The sequence below is a fragment of the Streptomyces sp. NPDC054047 genome, assembly GCF_055585065.1.
The window spans coordinates 590,501-606,682 of the sequence record NZ_JBVJKV010000001.1 but is presented as its reverse complement, the minus strand read 5'-3'; the positions used below and the strand labels follow the sequence as shown (position 1 = coordinate 606,682).

The window sequence follows — 16,182 nt, the reverse complement described above, 5'->3', positions numbered from 1 at the left end:
CTCGTCAAGGAGAAGCCTGATCATGGCCGCCACCCGTCGTCCCATAACCCTCGCGGCAGCCGTCGCGACCGCTGTCACGCTCGGCGCGACCGCCCTGACCCTTCCGGCGCTCGCCGCCGACGGCGAAGCCGCCGCCGCGCCGAAGATGGAGCTGAAGGACGGCACGCTGGACTGGGGTTTCAAGGAGACCTTCCGCAAGTACGTCACGGGCATGGCCGCGGGCAAGATCGAGGCCACGGACGGCGCCAAGCAGGCCGCCGACAACGGCGTGTTCACCTTCACCGACGGCAAGGGCACCTACGACACCGGGACGCACGCCACCGACACCGCCTTCAAGGGCAGCGTCCGCTTCTCCTCCACGGCCCACCGCTTCGACATCAAGGTCTCCGACGTCAAGGTCCGCACCGAGGGCACGGGCGGCGCCATCCAGGCCGACATCAGCCTCAACGGCACCGCACAGAACGACATCGACCTCGCCAAGCTCGACCTGACCGGCATCAGGCCAGGCCAGGGCGAGGGCGGCGCGATGACCTTCAAGGACATCCCGGCGACCCTGACGGCGGACGGCGCCAAGGCCTTCAACGGCATGTACAAGGAGGGCGACAAGCTCGACCCGGCCACCCTCTCGGTGAAGGCGGGCGGCGCCCCGACCCAGAAGCCGACCGAGACGCCCAAGCCGACGGACAAGCCCACCCAGACGCCCAAGCCGACCGCGAAGCCCACCGAGACCCCGAAGCCGACGGGCAAGCCCACCGCGACGCCGAAGCCGACGTCCGGCACCGAGCGGCCCGCGGGCGAGGTCCACGACGGTTCGCTCGCCTGGGGCGTGAAGGAGAGCTTCCGCCGTTACATCGAGTCCGGCGGCGGCGCCACGCTCTCCGGTGGCGCGGAGAAGAACGACAACGGCTACGACTTCCCATACGCCAAGGGCGACGTGGACAGCGACGCGAAGAAGCTGAACGCGTCCTTCGGCGGCGCCGTCCGCTTCCAGTACAAGGCGCACGGCATCGACATGAAGTTCAGCGACATCAAGGTGGCCGCGAGCGGCGCCAAGGGCACGCTGACCGTGGACGTCACCACGCCCAAGGGCACCAACAACGACGTGAAGTTCGCGACGCTTGACCTCTCCAAGGCGTCGTACGCGGCGAAGGACGACGTCGTCGTGCTCGACAAGGTCCCGGCGGCGTTCACCGCGGCGGGCGCGAAGCAGTTCGAGAGCGAGGACGCGCCGTCCGGCTACAAGGCGGGCGACGCGATCGACCCCGTGACGGTGGCGCTCTCGGTCGCCGAGGGCGCCGAGCTTCCGGGCGGCAGCGGCGCCAGCGGCGGCATGGGTGGAGCCACTGACTCCGGTACCACCGGCGGGGGTTCGTCCGACCTCGGCGGTGGCGGCTCGGTCGGCGGCGGTACGGGGGGCTCGCTGGCGTCCACCGGTTCGTCGGTGCCGACGGGGGCGCTGCTCGGGACCGCGGGGGCGATCGCCGCCGCGGGCGCCGGTGCGGTCTTCGTGGCTCGCCGCAGGGCTTCCTGACCCCTCGGGATGTTTGAATGCCCGGATGACGCAACTGCCTTCGGACCTTCCTGACGGCCTCGACGTACTCCGGGTGTTCTGCGGGCCCGACGGCCGGCACGGCAACGAGCTGGGTGTCGTGCGGGACGGGGCCCGCGTTCCGGGTCGGGGCGAGCGGCAGGAGATCGCCGCGAAGCTCGGCTTCAGCGAGACGGTGTTCGTCGATGACCCCGAGCGCGGGGTCATCGACATCTACACCCCTACGCTGCGGCTGCCCTTCGCCGGGCACCCCTGCGTGGGGACGTCCTGGCTGCTGGACGTGCCCGAACTGGTCACGCCCGCGGGGGTGGTGGAGGCCCGCCAGGACGGGGAGTTCAACTGGATCGCCGCGCGGCCGCAGTGGGCGCCGGCCCGCGTCCTGCGCGCGTACGGCACCCCGGCCGAGGTGGACGCCCTCACGGTGCCCCCGCCGGGGGAGTGGATCTACGCGTGGGCGTGGGAGGACGAGGCGGCGGGCCGGGTGCGGGCGCGGGCCTTTCCGGGACGCGACGACGGCATCCGGGAGGACGAGGCCACAGGGGCGGCGGCACTGCTCCTGACGGAACAGCTTGGCCGAGCACTCAACATCACCCAGGGCCAAGGCTCACAGATCCTCACGGCGCCCGCGCCGGGTGGGTTGATCGAGGTGGGGGGACGGGTGCGGCTGGGCGGGGCCTGAGGCCCCGCCCCTTTCAGCCCGTCCGGCGTGTGAGGAGGGGTCTGTGGGAAGGGGCGGGGTTGGGGAAAGCCCCGCAGGGGCCGCCTACGCCGACAGCGGGAACTCGTCCCCCAGCTCGCGGAACACCCCCGTGTTCAAAGCGAAGGCGCGCTTGCACTCGTCCACGATCCGCTGCCGCTCCAGCTCATCGGGAACCACCTCTCCCAGCCCGTCGAGCAACTCCCGGTAACCCCGCTTGAACGCGGCCGGGTTGGAGATTCCCTCGAAGACGTAGAAGCGGACCCCGTCGCCCTTCCGGGCGAACCCCCACGTCTGCTCCGCCTTGCCACGGATGATCTGGCCGCCGGAGAGGTCGCCCAGATAGCGCGTGTAGTGGTGGGCCACATACCCTCCCGGCCACTCCTGCGCGCACTCCGCGACCCGCGCCGCGTACGCCGCCGTGGCGGGCAGGGGAGTGGCGGCCGACTTCCAGCCCGCGCCCCGCAGATGCGTGAGGTCCCGCTCCAGTTCCGCGACGCGCAGCAGCTCCGGCTGGATGAAGGGCCCGGCCACCGGATCGTGCTTCAGTGCCTCGGCGCCCTCCTCGAGGGCGCGGTACACGAACCACAGCTGTTCCGTGTAGCGCGCGTACGCGTCGACGCCGAGCCTGCCGCCGAGCAGGTCGCCCATGAACGTCGAGGTCTCCGCCTCCGTGTGCTGCTCGTGCGAAGCGGTGCGGATCACCGTGGAGAACGGATCCATGAGGGACCTCCGAAGCCGAAGAAAGCCGAAGAAAGGCGGGAACCAGTACGACCGCTACCGATCATCCAAGTTAGGCTTACCTAAGTCAACTGGTTCCCGACGTCCTGTCGGTAAAAAGCTACCCGCTCGGAGCTCAGGGAAGCGTAAGGATCTCCGCCCCGCTGTCCGTCACCACGAGGGTGTGCTCGAACTGCGCGGTCCGCTTGCGGTCCTTCGTGACGACCGTCCAGCCGTCCTCCCACATGTCGTACTCGTACGTGCCGAGCGTCAGCATCGGCTCGATGGTGAACGTCATGCCGGTCTTGATCGTCGTCGTCGCGTGCGGGCTGTCGTAGTGCGGGACGATCAGGCCGGAGTGGAAGGACGTGTTGATGCCGTGGCCGGTGAAGTCGCGCACGACGCCGTAGCCGAAGCGCTTGGCGTACGACTCGATGACACGGCCGATGATGTTGATCTGGCGGCCGGGCTTGACCGCCTTGATCGCGCGGTCGAGGGACTCGCGGGTCCGCTCCACGAGGAGCGTGGACTCCTCGTCGACGTCCCCGACCAGGTACGTGGCGTTGTTGTCGCCGTGCACACCGCCGATGTACGCGGTCACGTCGAGGTTGATGATGTCGCCGTCGTTCAGGACGGTGGAGTCCGGGATGCCGTGGCAGATGACCTCGTTGACGGAGGTGCACAGCGACTTCTTGAAGCCGCGGTAGCCGAGCGTGGACGGGTAGGCGCCGTGGTCGCACATGTACTCGTGGGCGACGCGGTCCAGCTCATCGGTGGTCACCCCGGGAGCGATGTGCTTGGCGGCCTCGGCCATCGCGCGCGCGGCGATACGGCCCGCGGTGCGCATCAGCTCGATGGTCTCGGGGGTCTGCACCTCTGGCCCCGTGTACGGGGTGGGCGCGGGTTTCCCCACGTACTCCGGGCGCCTGATGTTTCCCGGAACGGGACGGATGGGGGAGAGCTCCCCTGGGACGAGCAGTGACTGGCCAGACATGCCAGCGAGTCTAACCAGCGGTGGTGGGGCAGCATGGCGGGAGAGAGAGGAGCAGACCATGCCACTGTTCAAGAAGCGGACCGTCGGTAAGCCAGGCGAGTGGTACTACTGCCTGGAGCACAAGAAGGTCGAGGAAGGCCCCGACTGTCCCGGCAAGGACCGCTTCGGGCCCTACGCCTCCCGCGAGGAGGCCCAGCGGGCCATGGAGACCGCAGCCGAGCGGAACCTGGAGTGGGAGACCGACCCGAAGTGGCACGACAAGGACCCCCGGGGCGGGAGCGGGGGCGGCGCCGCCTGACCCGCCGCCGGGGGGCGTCGGCCGTCCGGTCCCGCCACCGGGGCGCGGCCCGTCACCCGGCGGCGGACACCTCGGACACCTCCCGGCGCCGGACCGCGTCCTCGTCCGTGCTCGCGTCGTACGACAGGAGCTTCGGCAGCACCGCCGTCAGCGCGGCGACCGAGGCCACGCAGGCGAGGCCGCCCGACCAGACGGCGGTGCGGGTGCCGGTCCAGCCGGCGGCCGCCCCCGCGCGGACCTGGCCCAGCTGCGGGCCGACGCTGTAGGAGAGCACCTCGATGCCGGCGAGCCTGCCCCGCAGCTCGTCCGGGATCGTCTGGTTCCAGATCGTGGAGCGGCCGAGCCCGCTGAGCATGTCGCCCGCGCCCGCGAGCGCCAGGCAGACCAGGACCAGCCAGACGTCGGCGAACCACCCGGCCGCCGTGATCGCGAGCCCCCATCCCGCCGCACCGAACACGACGAGCAGCCCGTGCCGCCGCACCCGTGACGTCCATCCGCTGGTCAGGCTGAGCAGCAGCGAACCGACCGCCCCCGCCGCGTACATCAGGCCGAGCGACCACTCCGCGTCGAGATCCTCGGCGAGGAACGGGAAGATCGTGTTCGGGAAGGCGAAGAACATCGCCACCATGTCGATCGCGTACGTGCCGAGCAGCACCGGCCGCGACCACGCGTACCGCGCGCCTTCCGCGAGGCCCCGCAGGGACGGCTTCTCCGCGTCGTGCGCGGGAGGAGCCGGCTGGATGCGGGCGCACAGGGCCACGGAGAGGGCGAAGGAGACCACCGTGATCGCGTACGCGGGTGCGTGCCCGGCGTAGGCGACGACCAGGCCCGCAAGCGAGGGGGCCGCGATCGCGCCGACGTTCCAGCGCAGCGAGTTGAGCGCGGCGGCGGCCGTGAGCTGGTCGTGCGGCACGATGCGCGCCATCAGGGAGTCCAGCGCGGGGCGCTGGAGCCCGGCGAGCGCGGAGACGCCCGCGGCCACCACGTACAGCGGCCACAGCAGCGGCTCCGGGAGCAGGGCGTTCACCAGGAGCACCGCCGCAAGCAGGCCGAGGCCCGCCTCGGTCAGGAGGATCACCTTGCGGCGGTCGACCGCATCGGCCAGCGCGCCTCCGTACAGCCCGAAAACGATCAGCGGCACCAGCTCGACGGCACCCATCGCCCCGACGGCGAGCGGCGAGTCGGTGAGGTCCTTGATCTGCAACGGCAGCGCGACCAGGGCCATGAAGCTGCCGAAGGTGGTGACGAGCCCCTGGACCCAGAGCAGCCGGAAGTCACGCGTGGAGCGCCAGGGGGAGAGATCGGGCAGTACGGATGAGATGGACACGAGCATCCATGCTCAGCGCCGAGGGGGGTGGGGGCAACTGATTTCTCCGGGGCAATCGGGTGGGTGGGCGGGAAAGATCCGCCGCGCAGCGGCGGCTCTGGGCAGGTGCTACCACCGCGCCGGCGGCGGAGCCGTCAGCTGGTCGGCCAGGCGGGACAGCCGGTCACGCAGCCGCTTGCGGCCCCGCGCCGCGGGGAGCGAGTTCTCGCCCGCCGCCGCGCTCACCAGGTGCTGGACCATGTCCAGGTCGAGGTCGGGCGACTCCGGCACGGGCAGGGCCTCGTGCGCCATGGCCCGCAGATCGCCGTGCCCCGAACCCAGGGCCAGCACCGTCGCCCCCGCCGCGCGGGCATCGTGCACCCGTTCCAGGAACGCGGCGCCCGGCGCCGCCGCGGGCGTGTCCGGAGCCACCACGAGCAGCGTCTCGCCGCGTCGCGCCGCCTCGATGCGGCCGAGGCCCGTCGACAGGTGCGCGGGGTCTCCCTCGCGCACCCGGTGGCGTACGAGTGTCGGCGTCAGTTCCGGGGTGCCGGACCAGGCGGCCTCGTCCACGAGGTGCGCGGCCAGGTGCCACGGCTCGTACTCCTCCGTGCCCACCAGGAGGAGTCCGCCGCCGTGCGGCACCACGGAGGACCGCAGCGTCCCGGCGAAGCGGCGCGTCGCGCCCACCCACTCGGTTCCGGCGAGCACTTCGCGAAGGAGCGCGACCCGTACGGCGTCCATGGGGTCGCATCCTGCCTCAACGAGCGAGTCGTCAAGCGGAGTTCACCGGGAATTCGCCCGGGGTGGGGACGGACCGGGGATGGCTGATGAGACAACTGTTCCCTTCCGCGCCGGACGCGAGGGCTACGCGAGCTTCCGCATCCCGGCCGTCGTGGTCACCGGCTCCGGTTCCCTGCTCGCCTTCTGCGAGGGGAGGGTCGGCTCGCAGGAGGACTTCGGCAACATCGACGTGGTGCTGAAGCGGTCCGGTGACGGCGGCCGGACCTGGGGGCCGCTCCAGGTCGTCGCCCAGAACGGCGTCCACCTCGCGGGCAACCCCGCCCCCGTCGTCCTCGACACCGGCCGCATCCTCCTCGTCCACGTCCGCAACGCCGCCTTGGCGACCGAGGACGCCATCCGCCGCGGCACGGTCTCCGCGGCGAACGGACGGCGGATCTGGGTGCAGCACAGCGACGACGACGGGCTGACCTGGTCGGCTCCCCGGGAGATCACCGGCCAGGTCAAGAAGGCGAACTGGCGGTGGTACGCGACCACTCCCGGCCACGCGCTGCAGATGAGCACGGGCCGGGTCGTCGTGCCCGCCAACCACTCCCTGCCGCCGACCGGCACGGACAACGGCACCGAGGGCAAGTACAACGGCGGGCACTGCCTGCTCAGCGACGACCTCGGCCAGACCTGGCGCATCGGCTACATCGACGACAACACCAACGGCTATGTGAACGTGAACGAGACCACCGCGGCCGAACTCCCCGACGGGCGGCTCTACTTCAACACCCGCAACGACTCCCCGGCCCCCGGCACCCGCGCCGACGCCCACTCCGTCGACGGCGGCCGGCGCCTCGTCAAGCCCTTCCGGCCACAGGCCGGGCTCGTCGGTCCCGTCGTCGAATGCAGCGTTCTGCAGCTGCGTACGCCGGACGTGCTGCTGTTCTCCGGGCCCGCCGACCCCGGCTTCCGCGCCCTGATGACGGTGCGCCGCAGCCGCGACGGCGGCACCACGTGGCAGGACGTGTACACCGTGGACGGGCTGCCCGCCGCGTACTCCGATCTCGTACGCGTCGACGACGCGACCGTCGGACTCCTCTACGAGACGGGTGACTTCAGCGCGTACGAGACCATCACGTTCCGGCGGATACCGGTGGCCGCGCTGGCCTGAATCGGGCGCCGGTGGGGCGCCGTCCGGGCGGTGAGTAAGGTCGGCTGCATGACCTCTAACGACAGTGTGCAGAAGCCTCCGGCCAAGGATCCCTGGGAGCTGCCCGACGTCTCCGGGCTCGTCGTCGGCGTACTCGGCGGCACCGGGGACCAGGGCCGCGGCCTCGCCTACCGGCTGGCCCGCGCGGGCCAGAAGGTGATCATCGGCTCCCGCGCGGCCGAGCGGGCGCAGACCGCCGCCGACGAGCTCGGCCTCGGCGTCGAGGGCGCCGAGAACGCGGAGTGCGCGCGGCGCAGCGACATCGTGATCGTCGCCGTGCCGTGGGACGGGCACGGCAAGACCCTTCAGGCGCTGCGCGAGGAGCTGAGCGGCAAGCTCGTCGTCGACTGCGTGAACCCGCTCGGCTTCGACAAGAAGGGCGCCTACGCCCTGAAGCCCGAGGAGGGCAGCGCCGCCGAGCAGGCCGCCGCCCTGCTGCCGGACTCCCGCGTCACGGCCGCCTTCCACCACCTGTCGGCCGTCCTGCTCCAGGACCCGGCCGTCGAGGAGATCGACACCGACGTGATGGTCCTGGGCGAGGTCCGCGCCGACACGGACATCGTCCAGGCGCTCGCCGCGCGGATCCCCGGCATGCGGGGCGTCTTCGCGGGGCGCCTGCGCAACGCGCACCAGGTCGAGTCCCTCGTGGCCAACCTGATCTCCGTGAACCGGCGGTACAAGGCGCACGCGGGGCTGCGCGTGACCGACGTCTAGGGCGTAGCGGGCATGGGGGACACTGGTGGGCGGACGCCGCTTCCCGCGACCGGCCGCTCAGCACCCGGACCTACCCCCGACAGGAGCCGACCCCCATGCCCCGCCTCGCTCTCTACGCCCTCACGGTCTGCGCCCTCGCCGTCGTCGCGGCCGTGGTCTCCTTCGTCCAGGGCTACTGGATCGGCGTCGTCTGGGTGCTGCTCGCCGGGCTCTCGTCGAACATGGCGTGGTACTACCTGCGCCGCGCGAAGGCCGAGCGGGACGCGTCGCGCGCCGCTACGGGCTGAGCGTGCAGTACTGGCTCGGGTCGCCGTCCCAGAAGCGGTAGAAGTCCCGGCCGCAGTACGTCTCCAGGTCGTACACGCCAAGACCGCGCAGGATCGCGTCGATCGCGTCGAAGAAGGCGCCGTTGACCTCCGGGATCCACAGGATGCCGAAGACGGCGAGCAGGCCGAACGGCGCGAACGGCTCCACCTGGCGGCGGATCTTGTGCGAGAGCCAGGGCTCGATCACGCCGTAGCCGTCCAGCCCCGGGATGGGCAGCGAGTTCAGGATCGCGGCCGTCACCTGGAGCATGGCCAGGAAGGCGAGCGCGAACCGGAAGGTGTCCGGGACGCCGGAGAGCGCGTCGAGCCAGAAGGGCGCGGTGCACACGATCGCGAAGAGCACGTTCGTGAGCGGCCCCGCGGCCGAGATCAGGCTGTGCTTCCACTTGCCCCGGATGCGGCCCCGCTCGATGAAGACGGCGCCGCCGGGCAGGCCGATGCCACCCATGATCACGAAGAGCACCGGGAGCACGATGCTGAGCAGCGCGTGCGTGTACTTGAGCGGGTTGAGGGTCAGATAGCCCTTCGCGCCGATGGAGATGTCGCCGCTGTGCAGGGCGGTGCGCGCGTGGGCGTACTCGTGCAGACAGAGCGAGACGATCCAGGCAGCCGTCACGAAGAGGAAGACGGCGAGGCCGGGATTGTCCGCGAATCCCGTCCAGGTGGCCCAGCCGGAAACCGCGGTGACGGCGGCGATCCCCAGGAAGACGGGGCTGATCCGCCGGTCGCTGCGTCGGGTGGGAGCGGTGGTCATGGGGCGGGGCTCCTGGATCTGGCGGGCCGGTTGTCGTACGGGACCGTACCCCGGCGTACGGCGAAAACGTCTCGCACTCGGTGGGGAGTTCCAGGGAGGGTGGGGGCATGGCGCTGTGGAACGTGATGTACGACGACCGGCGGACGGAATGCCGCGGGAGGCCGTTCGCCGTGGGGGACGAGGTGGCGTGGCAGCCAGTGGCTGCGCCCGGTGGAGGAGTGCCCCGAGGTGCCGGCGGAAGGCGGATGAACAGGGGGCTCCCGCGCCGCTGACAGACTGACGTGCAGGCCGTCCGGCGTCCGAGGACGACTCGGCGAAGCCGGTGACCGGCCGTGCGCCGGAGCCCCGCGCAGCGGCCTGCACCGCCCCTCACCCCCACCGGAGACAATGGACCCCGTGCGCTATCGCATTCTCGGCACCACCCAGGCATTCCACGCCGACGGCACGGCCATCGCCGTCGGCGGCTCAAGGCTGCGCGCACTCCTGACGGTCCTCGCCCTGCGCGTGCCCCGGCCCGTCCCGGCCGCCGCACTCGTCGACGAGGTGTGGGGCGGCGACCCGCCCGCGGACACGTCCGGCGCGCTGCAGGCCCTGGTGGGCCGCCTGCGCCGGGCCATCGGCGCCGAGGCGATCGCCTCGGCCGACGGCGGCTACCGGCTGCGCGCCGCACCGGACGACATCGACCTGTACCGCTTCGACCGCCTCGCGGGCGAAGGCACGAACGCCCTGGCCGACGGCGACGCGGCCAAGGCCGCGGCGATCCTCGACGACGCGCTGGCCCTCTGGCAGGGACCTCCGCTCGCCGACCTCCCGGACCGCACCGCGGAGGCGGCCCGCTGGGAGGCCCGCCGCCTGGAGGCCCGCCGGGCCGCTCTGGCCGCCGCGCTCGCCCTCGGCAGGGCCGAGCAGGTGCTGCCCGAGCTCGCCGCCCTGTGCGACGGCCACCCCCTCGACGAGCCGCTGCAGGCCCTGCGGCTGCGGGCGCTGCGCGACGCGGGCCGCCCGGCGCAGGCGCTCGCCGCCTACGACGGAGTACGCCGCCTCATCGCGGACCGCATCGGCGCCGACCCGGGACCCGAACTCCGCACCCTCCACGAGGAGTTGCTGCACGGACAGACCCCGCACTCCCCGCGCCCGCCCGCCACGCCGGTCCGCCCGCCGGAGAGACCGCAGGGCAACCTGCGGGCCAGGCTCACCTCCTTCGTAGGCCGCGAGAGCGACATCGAGGCGATCCGGGGGGACCTGGCGCGGGCCCGCCTCGTCACGCTGCTCGGGCCCGGCGGCGCCGGCAAGACGCGGCTCTCGCAGGAGGCCGCGGAGGCCTACGCCGGCGGCGTGCCCGACGGCGTGTGGCTGGCCGAACTCGCGCCGGTCGAGGACCCGGACGCGGTGCCGGAGGCGGTCCTCACCGCGCTCGGCGCCCGCGAGACGGTGCTGCGCGGCGCGGGCGCCGAAGAGCTGCGCGCGGCGTCGGAGTGGCACGGCGACGACCCCGTCGTACGCCTCACCGAGCACTGCGCGCAGCGCCGCATGCTCCTGATCCTCGACAACTGCGAACACGTCGTCGACGCCGCGGCCCGCCTCGCCGACCGGCTGCTCGCGCACTGTCCCGGCCTCACGGTCCTGGCCACGAGCCGCGAACCCCTGGGCGTGCCGGGGGAGTTGCTGCACCCCGTGGAGCCGCTGCCCGAGCCGATCGCGCTGCGTCTGCTCGCGGACCGGGGCGCGGCGGCGCGGCCGGGCTTCCGCATCGAGGACGACCGGTCGGCGGCGGCCGAGATCTGCCGCCGCCTGGACGGCCTGCCGCTGGCCATCGAGCTGGCCGCGGCCCGCCTGCGCATGCTCACCACCCGGCAGATCGCCGACCGCCTCGACGACCGCTTCCGGCTCCTGACGAGCGGCGCCCGCACGGTCCTGCCGCGCCAGCAGACCCTGCGCGCGGTGGTCGACTGGTCCTGGGACCTCCTGGACACCGCCGAGCGCACCGTCCTGCGCCGCCTCTCCGTCTTCGCGGGCGGCTGCGACCTGGCCGCCGCCGAAGCGGTGTGCGGGGCGCCCGCCGCGAGTGCCACGGCCGGTGACGGCGCGGGGCCGCGGCCGCTCGACGTCGCCGACGTGCTCGGCTCCCTCGTCGACAAGTCCCTTGTCGTCGCCGCCCCTTCGCCGCAGGGCGGCATGCGCTACCGCCTCCTGGAGACCGTGGGCGAGTACGCGGGGGAACGGCTCGACGAGGCAGGTGACCGGAGCGTCGCCGAACGGGCCCACCTGGTGTACTTCCGGGAGTTCGCCCGGCTCACCGAACCGCGGCTGCGCGGCGGCGGCCAGCGGGAAGCCGTCGAAGGCCTCGAGGTCGAGTACGAGAACCTGCGCACCGCCCTGCGGCACGCGGTCGCCGCCCGGGACGAGCAGGAGGCGCTCTGCCTGGTCCTCTCGCTCTCCTGGTTCTGGACGATCCGCGACCTGCGCATCGAGATCCGCAACTGGTCCCGTGACGTCGTCGCCCTGGGACCCGATCCCTTCGAGCGCCCCGTCACCCCGGTGGAACCGCTCTACGAACGCTGCACGGACAGCCCGCCGCCGATGCGCCCCGAGGTGCTCGAAGAGGCGCGGCGCGGCGTCCACCTCATCCAGCTCTCCTGCATGGACATGAACTTGGAGGCGTGGCAGACCCCCGAGGCCCTGGAGAAACTGGCGGGCATCCGGGAGGCGTACCGGCCGGGCCTTCCGCAGACCTGCTGGTCGCCGGGGAGCCTGTGGTTCTTCGCGGTGCTGCTCGACGGGAACATCGACCAGCTGTACGCCATCATCGACGCGACCATCGCCACCTGCCGCGAGCGGGGCTACGACTGGGAGCTCGCCGCGTCCTTGCAGCAGCGCGCCAACATCCGCGCCAACCGGGCCGACTGGGCCGGTGACGCCCGCCGTGACGCCGACGAGTCCCTGGAGATCTTCACCCGGCTCGGCGACGTGTGGGGCATGGCCGAGGCGCTCTCCTCGCGCGGCGAGGCCCATGAGCGGCGCGGCAGGTACACCCTCGCCGCCGAGGACTTCGGCGCCGCCATCGAGCACGCGGAGCGGCTCGGCGCCCCCGCGCAGGTGAACGTGCTCACCGCCCGGCTCGGGGCGGTCCTGGCCGAGGCGGGCGAAGTGGCCCGGGGCGAGGAACTGCTCTGGTCGGTCATGGAGCACGACGGCAAGGGTTCGAGCGAGTCCATGCCCGCCGCCCGCTTCTTCCTCGTCGACCTGCTCGGCCGCACGGGCCGCACCGCCGAGGCGCGCGAGCAACTCCAGCTCCTGCGGGAGGAGTTCAAGGCCGTCGAGTTCGTCATCTTCGAGGGTTTCATGCTGGGCGCCGAGGCCTGGCTCGACACCGTGGACGGCCGTCACGCCGAGGGCCTGGTCACGGCGCGCGCCGCGCTCGACACGTCCCTCGACCCGCTGACCAAGATGATGGCGCCGCAGATGACCTCCGTGCACCTCACCGTCGCCGCCCGCGCCCTGGCCGCGCTCGACGGCGGCCGGCACGCCCACGACGCCGCGCGGCTGATCGCCGTCGCCCGCCGTGAGCTGCCGCCCGGTCACATCGCCCCCGCCGCGGAGCGCGAGATCCACACCGCCGCCGTGGAGTCGGCGCGCGGGGCACTGGGTGACGCCGCGTACGAAGCCGCGTACGCGGAAGGCGGCAGCCTCTCCGTGGAGGAGGCCGCCGCCCTCTGCGACAGGCACATCAACGACGTCTAGCGGGTCCGCGGTCAGCTCTTCGTGCGGAACTTGTGGATCGCGACCGGTGCCATCACCACCGTGAGCACCACCGACCAGCCGACCGTCACCCAGATGTCGTGCGCGACCGGGCCGCCCACCATCAGGCCGCGCGCGGAGTCCGCGAGCGAGGACAGCGGGTTGTAGTCGGTGAACGCCTGGAGCCAGCCGGGCATCGACTGTGTCGGCGCGAAGATCGACGAGCCGAACTGCAGCGGCATCAGGACCAGGAAGCCCATCGCCTGCACGGACTGGGCGCTCTTCAGCGAGACGCCGAGGACCAGGAAGATCCACATGATGGCCGAGCCGAAGAGGGCGGACAGGCCCACGGCGGCGAACAGGCCGCCCCAGTTGGTGATGTCGAAGCCCACCAGGACACCGACGACCATCATGACCGCCGTCGCGACGAGCATCCGCATCAGCTCCACCACGATCTTGGCGAAGAGCACCGAACCCTGGCCGATCGGCAGGGTGCGGAAGCGGTCCATGATGCCGTTCTGGAAGTCCTGGTTGAAGCCGGTGCCGACGGCCATGGCGATGTTCATGCTCATCATCGCCATCATGCCCGGCACCACGTACTGCACGTACTGGTCCTGACCGCCGCCGAGCGCCTGGCCGATGGAGCCGCCGAAGACGTACACGAACAGGAGCGTGAAGATGATCGGCATCAGGATCGCGTCGAGCATCGACTCCGGGTCCTGGCGGATCCAGAGCAGATTGCGGCGGACCAGGGCGCTGGTGTGGCGCACGTGGTCGCGGAGCCCGATGCGGGCGTCGGCCTCTCCCTGGTGGAGGGGCGGCGTGAGAGTGGTGCTGCTCATACGGCAACCTCCTCGAGTTCGGGGCGGACGTCCTGCGGGGCGCTGGCCTTCTGGCCGGTGATGGAGAGGAACACCTCGTCCAGGCTGGGCAGTTCGGTGGCGATCGAGCCGATCGTGATGCCGCGCGCGGTGACCGCGCCGACCACGGCGGTGAGCTGCTCGTCGCTGAGGATCGGCACCAGGACCGTGCCGGACTCGGCGTCCACGGTCGAGCTGGCGAGGCCGGTCAGGCCCATGCCGTCGAGCGCGCCGGCCAGCGGGCGCAGCTCCAGCGGGTCGGCCGGGCGGATGCGCAGGGTGCGGCCGCCGACCTTCGCCTTCAGCTCGTCGATGCCGCCGTTGGCGATGACCTTGCCGCGGTCGATGACCGTCAGCTCGGAGGCGAGCTGCTCGGCCTCCTCCATGTACTGGGTGGTGAGCAGCACGGTGACGCCGTCGCCGACCATGCGCTTGACCTCGGCCCACACCTCGTTGCGGGTGCGGGGGTCGAGGCCGGTGGTGGGCTCGTCCAGGTAGAGGACGGAGGGGCTGCCGATCATCGACGCCGCGAGGTCGAGGCGGCGGCGCATGCCGCCGGAGTACGTCTTGGCGGGGCGGTTGGCCGCCTCGGTGAGGGAGAACCGCTCCAGCAGGGCGTCGGCCCTCGACCTGGCCTCCTTGCGGGAGAGGTCCAGGAGCCGTCCGATCATGTAGAGGTTCTCGCGCCCGGAGAGCTTCTCGTCCACGGATGCGTACTGCCCGGTCAGGCCTATGACCCGGCGGAGCTGGCGGGGCTGCCTGACGACGTCGTAACCGGCCACGAAGGCGGAGCCGGAGTCCGGGACGACGAGGGTGGAGAGGCAGCGTACGAGGGTGGTCTTGCCGGCGCCGTTCGGGCCGAGCACGCCGAGGACGGTGCCCTCGCGTACGTCGAGGTCAACGCCGTCCAGTGCTTTGGTCTCGCCGTAGTGCTTGACCAGTCCCCTCACGGTGACGGCGCTTCCGGCGCCGCCGGGGGTGTTGTCGATTCGCTTCATGCCGCAAGACTGTCAGCCGCCACCGACAAACCACCGACAGAGCGCCTACACCTGGGCGGTGGGCCGGATGCGGTGCCTTCCCGCCCCCGGGGGCGGCCCCCTGCGGGGCGGCTTCGACCGCTCGCTTCCCGTCGCGGCGGACCCGCTCCCCCTCCCGCCCGCTCCGCGGCGGATCTCTCCCACCCACCCGTTACCCCGGGGTAACGGGTGGGTGGGTGGGAGACATCGCCGCGAAGCGGCGGACAGGAAGACCCGCAGCCGGCCGGAGCCAGAGCCGACGACAGGAGCAGGACCTCGCCCCCCACGCCCCCCCCGGCGAGGAAAAAGCGGACAGCCCGTCGACGGGGGAAATCGACGGGCTGCCGGTGGTGCCGCTGTGGCTCTAGTGGACCGAGTGCTCCGCGGCGGGGAACGTGCCGCCCACCACGTCTTCCGCGAACGCCTTGGCCGCGCCGCTCATCACGCCCCGCAGATCCGCGTACTGCTTCACGAAGCGCGGCATCTTGCCGCCGGTCAGGCCCAGCATGTCCGTCCAGACCAGGACCTGCGCGTCGCAGCCCGCGCCCGCGCCGATCCCGACCGTCGGGATGTGCAGGGAGCGGGTGACCTCGGCCGCCAGCTCCGCGGGGACCAGCTCCAGGACCACCGCGAACGCTCCCGCGTCCTGCGCGGCCTTCGCATCGCTCAGGAGACGGTGCGCCGCCTCGTCGCCGCGGCCCTGCACGCGGTAGCCCATCGTGTTCACGGACTGCGGCGTGAGGCCGAGGTGGGACATGACGGGGATGCCGGAGGAGACGATCAGCTCGGTCTGGGGGAGCGAGCGTTCGCCGCCCTCCAGCTTCACCGCGCCGACCCCGGCCTCCTTGACCAGACGCGTCGCCGAGCGAAGGGCCTGGACGGGGCCTTCCTGGTACGACCCGAAGGGCAGATCGCCGACGATCAGGGCGCGCGACGTGCCCCGTACGACGGCCGCGGACAGCATGGTCATCTCGTCGAGGGTGACGGGCACGGTCGTCTCGTACCCGAGGTGGCAGTTGCCCGCCGAGTCGCCGACCAGCATCACGGGGATGCCGGACTCGTCGAAGACGGACGCGGTCATCGCGTCGTACGCGGTGAGCATGGGCCACTTCTCGCCCCGCTCCTTGGCGGCGGCGATGTCCCGCACGGTGATGCGCCGGGTGCTCTTGCCTCCGTACAGCGCCTTGCTGCTGTCGGTGGACTGGCTCGCGGCGGACCCCGCAGGCTGGTTCTGGGCAGCCGAAAGTTGCGTCATCGCAACGGCTCCTTCT

General features: G+C 72.1%; 16 protein-coding genes. 8 read left to right on the top strand and 8 right to left on the bottom strand.

Annotated elements, in window-relative coordinates; translation table 11 throughout:
- Positions 1 to 22 precede the first annotated feature (22 nt).
- Together ACZ6ZP_RS02800 and ACZ6ZP_RS02795 are read left to right on the top strand one after the other, a co-directional pair.
- Positions 23 to 1,531 carry an HtaA domain-containing protein gene (locus ACZ6ZP_RS02800; RefSeq protein ID WP_469405295.1) on the top strand — a complete coding sequence of 503 codons (1,509 nt, stop codon included), beginning with the start codon at positions 23 to 25 and terminating at the stop codon, positions 1,529 to 1,531.
- 25 nt (positions 1,532 to 1,556) lie between these two features.
- The gene (locus ACZ6ZP_RS02795; protein WP_351159753.1) at positions 1,557 to 2,228 is read left to right on the top strand and encodes a PhzF family phenazine biosynthesis protein; all 672 of its coding nucleotides are present in this window, start codon (positions 1,557 to 1,559) and stop codon (positions 2,226 to 2,228) included.
- 84 nt (positions 2,229 to 2,312) lie between these two features.
- Here the strand turns inward: ACZ6ZP_RS02795 and ACZ6ZP_RS02790 are convergent, their stop codons facing one another.
- Together ACZ6ZP_RS02790 and map are read right to left on the bottom strand one after the other, a co-directional pair.
- Positions 2,313 to 2,969 (bottom strand): biliverdin-producing heme oxygenase, encoded by a 657-nt coding sequence (locus ACZ6ZP_RS02790; protein WP_351159750.1) that lies wholly within the window; start codon positions 2,967 to 2,969, stop codon positions 2,313 to 2,315.
- 133 nt (positions 2,970 to 3,102) lie between these two features.
- Positions 3,103 to 3,960 carry a type I methionyl aminopeptidase gene (gene map / locus ACZ6ZP_RS02785; RefSeq protein ID WP_351159748.1) on the bottom strand — a complete coding sequence of 286 codons (858 nt, stop codon included), beginning with the start codon at positions 3,958 to 3,960 and terminating at the stop codon, positions 3,103 to 3,105.
- 58 nt (positions 3,961 to 4,018) lie between these two features.
- Here map and ACZ6ZP_RS02780 point away from each other — a divergent pair, with 58 nt between their 5' ends.
- Positions 4,019 to 4,258, top strand: coding sequence for a hypothetical protein (locus tag ACZ6ZP_RS02780; RefSeq protein WP_351159745.1), 240 nt, complete (start codon positions 4,019 to 4,021; stop codon positions 4,256 to 4,258).
- 52 nt (positions 4,259 to 4,310) lie between these two features.
- Here the strand turns inward: ACZ6ZP_RS02780 and ACZ6ZP_RS02775 are convergent, their stop codons facing one another.
- Together ACZ6ZP_RS02775 and ACZ6ZP_RS02770 are read right to left on the bottom strand one after the other, a co-directional pair.
- Positions 4,311 to 5,591 (bottom strand): MFS transporter, encoded by a 1,281-nt coding sequence (locus ACZ6ZP_RS02775; RefSeq protein ID WP_361462822.1) that lies wholly within the window; start codon positions 5,589 to 5,591, stop codon positions 4,311 to 4,313.
- 102 nt (positions 5,592 to 5,693) lie between these two features.
- Positions 5,694 to 6,308: a hypothetical protein gene (locus tag ACZ6ZP_RS02770; RefSeq protein ID WP_351159740.1), complete on the bottom strand. Its 615-nt coding sequence runs from the start codon at positions 6,306 to 6,308 to the stop codon at positions 5,694 to 5,696.
- A gap of 79 nt (positions 6,309 to 6,387) precedes the next feature.
- Between ACZ6ZP_RS02770 and ACZ6ZP_RS02765 the strand changes: the two genes are divergently transcribed.
- From ACZ6ZP_RS02765 to ACZ6ZP_RS02755, 3 genes are all read left to right on the top strand, one after another.
- Complete coding sequence (locus tag ACZ6ZP_RS02765; protein WP_469405292.1) at positions 6,388 to 7,464, top strand: sialidase family protein; 1,077 nt, start codon at positions 6,388 to 6,390, stop codon at positions 7,462 to 7,464.
- A 48-nt stretch (positions 7,465 to 7,512) separates the two neighbouring features.
- Entirely contained in the window at positions 7,513 to 8,217 is a 705-nt protein-coding gene (gene npdG, locus ACZ6ZP_RS02760; protein ID WP_351159736.1) for an NADPH-dependent F420 reductase, read from the top strand.
- Positions 8,218 to 8,312: 95 nt separating this feature from the next.
- Positions 8,313 to 8,504 (top strand): hypothetical protein, encoded by a 192-nt coding sequence (locus ACZ6ZP_RS02755; protein WP_351159733.1) that lies wholly within the window; start codon positions 8,313 to 8,315, stop codon positions 8,502 to 8,504.
- On the opposite strand, the gene ACZ6ZP_RS02750 is transcribed toward ACZ6ZP_RS02755, so the two are convergent.
- The gene (locus tag ACZ6ZP_RS02750) at positions 8,494 to 9,297 is read right to left on the bottom strand and encodes a site-2 protease family protein (RefSeq protein ID WP_366462694.1); all 804 of its coding nucleotides are present in this window, start codon (positions 9,295 to 9,297) and stop codon (positions 8,494 to 8,496) included. The genes ACZ6ZP_RS02755 and ACZ6ZP_RS02750 overlap by 11 nt on opposite strands.
- 107 nt (positions 9,298 to 9,404) lie before the next feature.
- Between ACZ6ZP_RS02750 and ACZ6ZP_RS02745 the strand changes: the two genes are divergently transcribed.
- Together ACZ6ZP_RS02745 and ACZ6ZP_RS02740 are read left to right on the top strand one after the other, a co-directional pair.
- On the top strand, positions 9,405 to 9,569 hold the full coding sequence (locus ACZ6ZP_RS02745; RefSeq protein WP_366462693.1) for a DUF6578 domain-containing protein: 165 nt from the start codon (positions 9,405 to 9,407) through the stop codon (positions 9,567 to 9,569).
- 115 nt (positions 9,570 to 9,684) lie between these two features.
- On the top strand, positions 9,685 to 13,038 hold the full coding sequence (locus tag ACZ6ZP_RS02740; RefSeq protein WP_351159727.1) for an AfsR/SARP family transcriptional regulator: 3,354 nt from the start codon (positions 9,685 to 9,687) through the stop codon (positions 13,036 to 13,038).
- 11 nt (positions 13,039 to 13,049) lie between these two features.
- Here ACZ6ZP_RS02740 and ACZ6ZP_RS02735 read toward each other — a convergent pair whose 3' ends face one another.
- The 3 genes from ACZ6ZP_RS02735 to panB form a co-directional block, all read right to left on the bottom strand.
- On the bottom strand, positions 13,050 to 13,877 hold the full coding sequence (locus ACZ6ZP_RS02735; protein ID WP_351159724.1) for an ABC transporter permease: 828 nt from the start codon (positions 13,875 to 13,877) through the stop codon (positions 13,050 to 13,052).
- Positions 13,874 to 14,893, bottom strand: coding sequence for an ATP-binding cassette domain-containing protein (locus ACZ6ZP_RS02730; protein WP_351159721.1), 1,020 nt, complete (start codon positions 14,891 to 14,893; stop codon positions 13,874 to 13,876). The genes ACZ6ZP_RS02735 and ACZ6ZP_RS02730 overlap by 4 nt, the downstream gene beginning before the upstream one ends.
- A gap of 382 nt (positions 14,894 to 15,275) precedes the next feature.
- On the bottom strand, positions 15,276 to 16,166 hold the full coding sequence (panB, locus tag ACZ6ZP_RS02725) for a 3-methyl-2-oxobutanoate hydroxymethyltransferase (RefSeq protein ID WP_351159718.1): 891 nt from the start codon (positions 16,164 to 16,166) through the stop codon (positions 15,276 to 15,278).
- Between the last annotated feature and the right edge of the window lie 16 nt (positions 16,167 to 16,182).

What these genes read in the sequence shown, in the direction of transcription:
- ACZ6ZP_RS02800 (WP_469405295.1), top strand. Translation starts at nt 23, where the DNA reads ATGGCCGCCACCCGTCGTCCCATAACCCTCGCGGCAGCCGTCGCGACC.
- ACZ6ZP_RS02795 (WP_351159753.1), top strand. Translation starts at nt 1,557, where the DNA reads ATGACGCAACTGCCTTCGGACCTTCCTGACGGCCTCGACGTACTCCGG.
- ACZ6ZP_RS02790 (WP_351159750.1), bottom strand. Translation starts at nt 2,969, where the DNA reads ATGGATCCGTTCTCCACGGTGATCCGCACCGCTTCGCACGAGCAGCAC.
- map (WP_351159748.1), bottom strand. Translation starts at nt 3,960, where the DNA reads ATGTCTGGCCAGTCACTGCTCGTCCCAGGGGAGCTCTCCCCCATCCGT.
- ACZ6ZP_RS02780 (WP_351159745.1), top strand. Translation starts at nt 4,019, where the DNA reads ATGCCACTGTTCAAGAAGCGGACCGTCGGTAAGCCAGGCGAGTGGTAC.
- ACZ6ZP_RS02775 (WP_361462822.1), bottom strand. Translation starts at nt 5,591, where the DNA reads ATGCTCGTGTCCATCTCATCCGTACTGCCCGATCTCTCCCCCTGGCGC.
- ACZ6ZP_RS02770 (WP_351159740.1), bottom strand. Translation starts at nt 6,308, where the DNA reads ATGGACGCCGTACGGGTCGCGCTCCTTCGCGAAGTGCTCGCCGGAACC.
- ACZ6ZP_RS02765 (WP_469405292.1), top strand. Translation starts at nt 6,388, where the DNA reads ATGGCTGATGAGACAACTGTTCCCTTCCGCGCCGGACGCGAGGGCTAC.
- npdG (WP_351159736.1), top strand. Translation starts at nt 7,513, where the DNA reads ATGACCTCTAACGACAGTGTGCAGAAGCCTCCGGCCAAGGATCCCTGG.
- ACZ6ZP_RS02755 (WP_351159733.1), top strand. Translation starts at nt 8,313, where the DNA reads ATGCCCCGCCTCGCTCTCTACGCCCTCACGGTCTGCGCCCTCGCCGTC.
- ACZ6ZP_RS02750 (WP_366462694.1), bottom strand. Translation starts at nt 9,297, where the DNA reads ATGACCACCGCTCCCACCCGACGCAGCGACCGGCGGATCAGCCCCGTC.
- ACZ6ZP_RS02745 (WP_366462693.1), top strand. Translation starts at nt 9,405, where the DNA reads ATGGCGCTGTGGAACGTGATGTACGACGACCGGCGGACGGAATGCCGC.
- ACZ6ZP_RS02740 (WP_351159727.1), top strand. Translation starts at nt 9,685, where the DNA reads ATGGACCCCGTGCGCTATCGCATTCTCGGCACCACCCAGGCATTCCAC.
- ACZ6ZP_RS02735 (WP_351159724.1), bottom strand. Translation starts at nt 13,877, where the DNA reads ATGAGCAGCACCACTCTCACGCCGCCCCTCCACCAGGGAGAGGCCGAC.
- ACZ6ZP_RS02730 (WP_351159721.1), bottom strand. Translation starts at nt 14,893, where the DNA reads ATGAAGCGAATCGACAACACCCCCGGCGGCGCCGGAAGCGCCGTCACC.
- panB (WP_351159718.1), bottom strand. Translation starts at nt 16,166, where the DNA reads ATGACGCAACTTTCGGCTGCCCAGAACCAGCCTGCGGGGTCCGCCGCG.